This is a genomic window from Nostoc sp. CHAB 5715, assembly GCF_020829685.1.
Classification (GTDB): domain Bacteria; phylum Cyanobacteriota; class Cyanobacteriia; order Cyanobacteriales; family Nostocaceae; genus Nostoc.
On the sequence record NZ_JAIVFR010000282.1, the window covers coordinates 1 to 7,764 of the forward strand.

General features: G+C 38.4%; 3 protein-coding genes. All 3 read right to left on the minus strand.

Annotation, left to right across the window (positions count from 1 at the left end):
• Nucleotides 1–941 (minus strand): condensation domain-containing protein (locus LC574_RS16945; RefSeq protein WP_229454592.1); only part of this gene is annotated, 941 nt, incomplete at its 3' end.
• 24 nt (nucleotides 942–965) lie between these two features.
• Nucleotides 966–5,588: a type I polyketide synthase gene (locus tag LC574_RS16950; RefSeq protein ID WP_229454593.1), complete on the minus strand. Its 4,623-nt coding sequence runs from the start codon at nucleotides 5,586–5,588 to the stop codon at nucleotides 966–968.
• On the minus strand, nucleotides 5,589–7,676 hold the full coding sequence (locus LC574_RS38515; protein ID WP_229454594.1) for an SDR family NAD(P)-dependent oxidoreductase: 2,088 nt from the start codon (nucleotides 7,674–7,676) through the stop codon (nucleotides 5,589–5,591).
• Nucleotides 7,677–7,764: the final 88 nt, after the last annotated feature.

Consider the following 7,764-nt stretch of genomic DNA (forward strand, 5'->3'; position numbering starts at 1 on the left):
CGGTTAGCAATTGGAGAACCGATTAAGATATCTTCCTGGTCTGTGTAGCGGTATAGTAATATGTTAAATGCTGCCAGCAAACTCATAAATAAAGTAGCGTCTTCTCGCTGACTTAATTGCTTGAGAGTATTAGTTAGGGATGCAGAGAATGTAAAGTAATGCTTGGCACCAGTGAAAGTAGTAAGGTTAGGGCGTGGACGGTCTGTAGGTAGTTGTAGTATTGGTAACTCACCTGGGAGTTGTTGCTTCCAATAATTCAATTGGCTTGCGAGGAATTCACCCTTCAGGCGATCGCGTTGCCAAACAGCAAAATCTGCATACTGAATCGGGAGTTCGGGTAAAGGGGAAGGTAGATTTTTTGAGAAAGCAGCGTACAGTGCTGACAGTTCGCGCAGGAATACATTGCAAGACCATCCATCTGTAATAATGTGATGCATGGTCACAAGCAAAACGTGTTCTTCTTCACTCAATCGCAGTAAAGTCGCTCTCACTAATAGCCCTTTAGCCAAATTAAAAGGTTTTTTGGCTTCATCTGCTGCAATTTGTTTAACTTCTTCTTCCCAATCTTTACCACATAAATCTTTTCGGTTAATAATAGATAAATCCCAAGTTGATTGGGAAAAAATTTCTTGTATTGGCTCTCCATTCACAAGCTTAAAATTTGTCCGCCAAACTTCATGACGCTTCAGAATTTCATTTAAACTTTGCTCAAGTGCTGCAATATCGAGGTTTCCTTGTACGTGAAAAGCTATGGGAATGTTGTAGAACGAACTGCCGTGATAAAGCTGGTCAATAAACCACAGCCTTTGTTGGGAAAAAGATAAGGGAATATTTTGGCAATCTTGACGTTTAGGAATCACATCAGCTTGAAGTTTTCCCCCTTTCCATTTTTCTAAAAGGGCTTTTTTCGCTGGTGATAAATTAGAATATTTTTTATCCATAGCTAATAATTCCTGATTAACCAATTATGAATTATTTAAAAAAACTAAAACTTCCTCTTCAGATAATTCCTCAATTTTTTCCAACAAAAGTTGCTCAACTATTTCTGCCTGCTTAATTGGTATCATCGCATCCAATAACAGGTCGCGTAGTGGTAAGTCTACAGGGAATTTAGCTCGCAATCGAGACACTAATTGAGTTGCAATCAGGGAGTCCCCCCCTAACTCATAAAAGTTGTCATAAATACCGATTTCTGTAATTCCAAGTACCTCTTGCCATATCTCTGTAATTTGTTTTTCCAACTCCTTTGTGGGAGCAACATAGGAATTACTTAGGCTTGGTCGAGAGTAGCGTAATGATGAATCTAATTGATTAGTAGATTTTGAATCTATCAAAGAATCCAGACTATTTGTGTGATTTTTCCTCGCGTTAATGTCTACTGTAGAAAGAATAATCTGAGCTACTTCCCTAAAAGAAAAAACTTGTTTAAATACTTCTACTGCTTCTATTGGTGTAATAGCTAATTCTTTTCCAGAGACTCGATCCGGCGCTGTTTCTTTTTGGCTTACATTCGGTTGGAATTTATCCCAATTTATAACATACCACGGAAAAGAAGTCTTTTGATTATGCCGAGTGCTAAAAGTATCAATGAATTGGTTAGCTGCTGAATATAAGCCTAACCCAAATCCTCCTAAAATGGAAGACAAAGAAGAAAGAATGATACAAAAATCTATATTAAAGTTCTGTAAGAGTTGTTCTAATACTATAATCTTATTACTTTGTAATTCTAATAGATTTTCAAATTCTACTTCATTAATTTCGGGAATAGAAGCAAATAGGTTATCGCGCTTGATACCAGTTGAATAAATTACACCATTAATTTGTTCAACATTTGCAGATGCAAGAGCTTGATGCATCTGCTCGTAATTAGTGGTATCGGCATGTAATAACAAAACTTCTGCACCTAATTCCTCTAATGCTAAAAAATGCTGTATTTTGAGACTAAATTCATCATTTTGAGGATGAGTTTCAAGCCATTGAGAGAAATTATCTTGCTCTGGGAAATTAACATTTTCGATAAATATGAGTTTTGCTTGGAAAGTTTTTGTTAAATATTCTGCAAGCACGACTTCAATAGTTTCTAACCCACTGGGGAAAAAGTAAACACCTTGTTTTCTTAAAGGTATTTTTTCCTCAACTATTGACTCTGTATGAACTGACTCAAATATTTGTAACCAACGGTGGCGATCGCGATAAGCTACTACCGTATCTAAGGATACAGAGTTTAATTCCTTAAGAAGTTTGTCAATAATATGACTCTCACAATTTTCTTGTCTTTCTTCTAAGTTTCTGCTGTTAGTTAAAGCAATATCAATGCACTGACAGCTAATATTGGGATACTCTTGAGGAATTACTTTACATAAACTTAATATTGCAGCTTTATCTGGATTTAATTCTTCATTCCCGTTAACCTCTTGAATGTTGTTTGATATCACCCTAAGTTGTAGGCGAGCGCTGATTTTTAACTTACTAAAACTCTGAGTTAAAAATAGTAGGCTTTTAAGTTCTAAATATTTTACTGACGGACGGTTATCAAGATGACTTAGACTCCATAGATAAACAATTTTTTCGGGTATTTTACCTAACGATATTAGTTCTTGTAAGAACTTATCATAATCTTCATTTATACACGGATTAATTGTATAAATACCATAACTTAATTTACTAAATTCATCTCCTTGCTTAACAATAATTATATTTTTACCCTGATTTTTTAACTTATCAATTAGTTGCTCCCCTACTCCCAAATCATCCACAAAAAATAGCCATTTTTCTTGTGTATCTTTTATTTCTTCTAACGATGAAGAAGTTAGCAAAGAGCGTTTCCATGAACAAACATAAAACCAATCGCCAATATCTTGCTTTTTATCTAATGTCGTCGGTTTGATATTTACGGAATGCGATCGCGATTTCGGCTCAATCCAGTAACGTTGTCGTTCAAAAGGATAAGTAGGTAAAGGTAAACGATGACGCTTTTCATGAGCATAGAAGCCCGACCAATCTATTTCCACACCAAAAAGCCACAACCGACCCAATGTTTGCAACAAAAAGCAAACATCCGATTGTTGCTCCTTAACATGGCGTAACGAAGTCAATACCTGCTGTTTGGCATCTTTCTCTAAATGCTGTGTCGTTAACGTGCCTAAAGTTCGCCCCGGTCCCACCTCCAGAAAAACTCCTTCAAACTGCTGTATTAATTGCGATATCCCATCCGAAAATCTCACTGTTTTTCGTAGATGCTGACACCAATAATCCGGACTTGTCGCTTGTTCAGAACTAATCCAACTACCAGTGACATTGGAAATAAAGCGTATCTTGGGTGGATTTAGTTTAACTGTTTTAATTGCCTCAGCAAATGCTGACAATATCGGTGACATCATCACAGAATGGAACGCATGAGATGTATGCAACTGACGACATTCAACTTCAATTGAAGATAATTGTTTTTCCAGCGCTGCAACAGCATCGTTTGTTCCTGATATGACACAGGAAGATGGGCTATTAATGACTGCAATTTGTAGAGATTCTCGATATAACTCGTTTCCAGAAAGCAGCAATTGCACTTCTTTTTCTGGCAGTCTAATTGCCAGCATACTTCCTGGGGGTACTTGTTGCATTAACTGTCCCCTTTTTGCCACAATTTTGAGGGCATCTTCCAAAGAAAAGACACCTGCAATCGTTGCGGCGACATATTCGCCAATACTATGACCAATCATCGCCTCTGGACTCACTCCCCAAGACATGAATAATTGAGCGAGGGCGTATTCAATAACAAATAATCCGCTTTGGGTGAAGGCTGTTTGTTGGAGTTGATTTGCAGCAGTTTCAATCTCTTCTGGGTTGGGGTAAAGTAGGGAGCGGATATCAAGACCAAGGTGGGGTTGTAAAATAAGGGCGCAACTATCTACGTGTTTTTTGAACGTCGGTTCTACTTGATAGAGTTCTCGACCCATGTTTGCATATTGTGACCCTTGTCCAGAAAACATGAAGATGACTGGACAGTGACCAGGTTTGCGGTGGTGGCTAAAAATGTGCTGTGGATTTTGGCTGTCGAGGGATTTGATTGCATCATCAAGGGAGTGACAAATAATGATGCGGCGATAGTCAAAAGCTCGCCGACCTACTTGTAGGGTGTAAGCTACATCTGCTAAGGGTGTATCGGGGTTTTGTTCGAGATAGTTGTGCAGTTGGGTAGTTGCTGTGTCTAAAGCGGTGCTGGTTTTGGCTGAGAGCAGTAATAATTGCCAAGGACGGGATGGATGGGAAGTTTTAATGGCTGGCGCTTCTTCCAAAATCACATGGGCATTAGTTCCACCAATGCCGAAGGAACTCACACCTGCTCTGCGGGGTGTGCCATTGCTTTCCCACTCAGTAAGTTTAGTGTTGACGTAAAACGGGCTATTTGCGAAGTCTATCTCTGGGTTAGGTGTTTCAAAGTGTAAGCTGGGAGGTATTTGTTTATGTTTTAGTGCCAGGACTGTTTTAATTAATCCTGTCACGCCAGATGCTATATTCAAATGCCCGACATTGGTTTTGACTGAACCAATCGCACTAAATTCTTTTTTATTGGTGCGTGCAAATACTTTTTTCAAGGCACTAATTTCAATAGGATCTCCCAACGCTGTACCAGTTCCATGAGCTTCAATATAAGTAATTGTCTCAGGAGTAACAGAGGCGTTCGCTTGAGCCTCAGCAATCACCTCCGCTTGACCGCCCACACTAGGAGCCGTGTAGCCGACCTTTGCAGCACCATCATTGTTAATGGCTGAACCCTTGATTACTGCATGAATAAAATCACTATCAGTAATGGCATCTTCCAATCTCTTGAGAACGACAAGACCCACGCCATTCCCGAAAATAGTCCCTTGGGAACTCGCATCAAAGGCGCGACAGTGACCATCGGGAGAAGTAATACCCCCTTCTTCATAGAAATAGCCTTCCTTTTGCAGGGATGTAATACAAATACCACCAGCTAAAGCCATGTCGCACTCGTAGTTTAGCAATCCTTGACATGCTGAATGGACTGCGACCAAAGATGTAGAGCAGGATGTTTGAATATTAATGCTTGGTCCCTTAAGATTCAACTTATATGAAACCCTTGTGGCAGCAAAGTCTTGACTATTGCCATATATAATAGGGAATCCTATAGATTCAATGAGGTCAGGGTGGGAACTTAAGTTGTTCAGAAAGTAAGAACTCATATCGGTTCCCACATAAACACCTGTTAAGTTTTTGCCAGTTCCAGGCTCATAACCAGCATTTTCCAATGCTTCCCAAGCACATTCAATCAAAATACGATGCTGAGGATCTAAGGTTTCAGCTTCCCTTGGCGAGAAATCAAAGAAAGAGGCATCAAACATCTCAATATCTGAAATATTTGCACCAGCTTTTACATAATTAGGATTACTCAGCAATGTTGGATCTACTCCCGAAGCCTCTAATTCCTCATCACTGAAGAAAGAAATAGACTCCCGTCCCTTGCATAAGTTTTCCCAGAACTCACCAATATTTCTGGCTCCTGGAAAACGACCAACCAGACCAATTACAGCTATGCCTTTAAGAGAATTGTCCATTGCTTGATTAGACATTTATTTTCTCCTTTGTTTCATTAATTGTCGTTTTTCCTGCATAGCCGCTTCCTTTCTGCTGGCACGTTCATCAGCTTGCTGAAATATTGGTTTTTCAAGCGATTTTTTATCGAGATATTCTACCAAAGAGTTAATAGTCGAATACTCAAATAAGTCAGCAATGGATAGATTTTTGTTTAACGTTTTTAAGATTTTATTGCGAACTTTAATTATTAGTAGTGAATCTCCTCCTAACTCAAAGAAATTATCATGGAGACCTACATTTTTTAATCCAAGAACATCTTGCCAGATATTGGCAATTGTTCGCTCAAGTTCATTTGTGAGAGGAACATAGGGATTTTGTAAATCGGGTCTGGAGTTGAGGACAAATAAATTGACTCGTTGACTAGCTTCATTATCATCAAAAGATGATAGCCGTATCCATTGGTCAACTCTAGCTTGAATATCTCCTGTTGAGACAACTAAATGATTAAATGTATTACAGGTTAAAATCCTTTGAAATACTTCTATACCTTCTATAATGTTAAAAGCAAACTCAGTTACACTTGCACCAACAGACGAATCTTGTTGTTTTTCTTCTTGCAGTTGCCAACTATCCCAACTTATGCTGCTCCATGCAACAGGATGACTCTGATTATATTTGATTATAAAAGCATCCATAAAGATATTTACCGCTGAATAGGCAACATATCCTAATCCTCCTAGAATGGACGACAAAGAAGAGAATAATAAACAAAAATCAAGTTTACTATCTTGTAGAACCTTATCTAAAACTATGATTCCATGTACTTTTGGTTTAAATTGTTGCTCACAATTAGCTTTGTTTATATTTTCAATAGTTTCAATAGAGTTGCCTTCGAGAACACCAGCAGCATGAATAACACCATTAATTTGACCAAATTGCTGTTGAGCTTGAGCAATAACATTTTGCATTTGCTCAAGATTGCTGACATCAGCGCTCACTACTAAAACTTCTGCGCCATTACTTTCTAATTCTTTAACTTTACGAATTTTACGACTAGTGCCATCAGTTTCGTCATGGGTAGTTAGCCATTGTTCCCACTCGTCTTTTTCGGGTAAAACCGAACGTCCTACCAATACTAGTTTTGCTTGCACACTTTCTGCCAAATATTCTGCCAAAACCAGCCCAATACCTCCGAGTCCACCAGTAATTAAATAGACTCCTTTCTCTCTAAGTCGAGGATTTTCAATTTCAGGTTTCTCAAACCGCACAGGTTCAAAAGATTGCACCCAACGATTCAAACCTCGATAAGCAACAAGTTTTTCCGAATCAGAAACTTTCAGTTCCGCCAGCAATTGCTCAACAAGTTTTGCTTCCTGCCAACTGTCACTCTCTGGAATTATAATATCAATATTACGACATTTTATATTTGAATATTCTTGGGAAATAACTTTAACTGGTCCAATTAAAGTTGCTTTCTCTAGAGATATTTCTTCATTCCCTGTTACTGGCTGCAAGTTGTTAGAAATAACTGTGATTTGTAATTGATCAGCAGTTTCTTGTTTTCCCAAAGCCTGAGCCAGAAATAGGAGACTATAAAATCCTGTTGTTTGAGCTTGCTCAACTATTTCAACTGTTAGTTCTTTGTCTTGACTTGGTGTAACACTCCATAGATGAACAATTGATTTTGGTAACTTATTCTGTTTGCAAATTTCTTGAATCAAAATATCATAATCCAGATTATTGCTTGGCTCAATTGTATATTCATGCTCACTAATTACGGTGAAATTTTCACCGATTTTAACAGTAATTATGTTTTGATTGTCTACTTCTAATTCTTGGACTAATTTACTACCCAAACCACACTGATCGATAAACACCAAAATACAAGATTCATCAGATGCTAATTCTTGATTTTCTATTTGTACTGGGAGTAAAGAGGGTTTCCAAAAAGGAATATAAAACCAGTCGGCAATATCCGGCTTTTTACTCAGTGATACTGAATGCTCGTTTTGCCGTTGCGATTTCGGCTCAATCCAGTAGCGTTGTCGCTCAAAGGGATAAGTAGGTAAAGGCAAACGATGACGCTTTTCATGAGCATAGAAGCCCGACCAATCTATTTCCACACCAAAAAGCCACAACCGACCCAATGTTTGCAACAAAAAGCAAACATCCGATTGTTGCTCCTTAACATGGCGTAACGAAGTCAATACC

Coding starts and splice junctions, on each gene's coding strand:
- LC574_RS16950 (WP_229454593.1), bottom strand. CDS start 5,588: ATGTCTAATCAAGCAATGGACAATTCTCTTAAAGGCATAGCTGTAATT.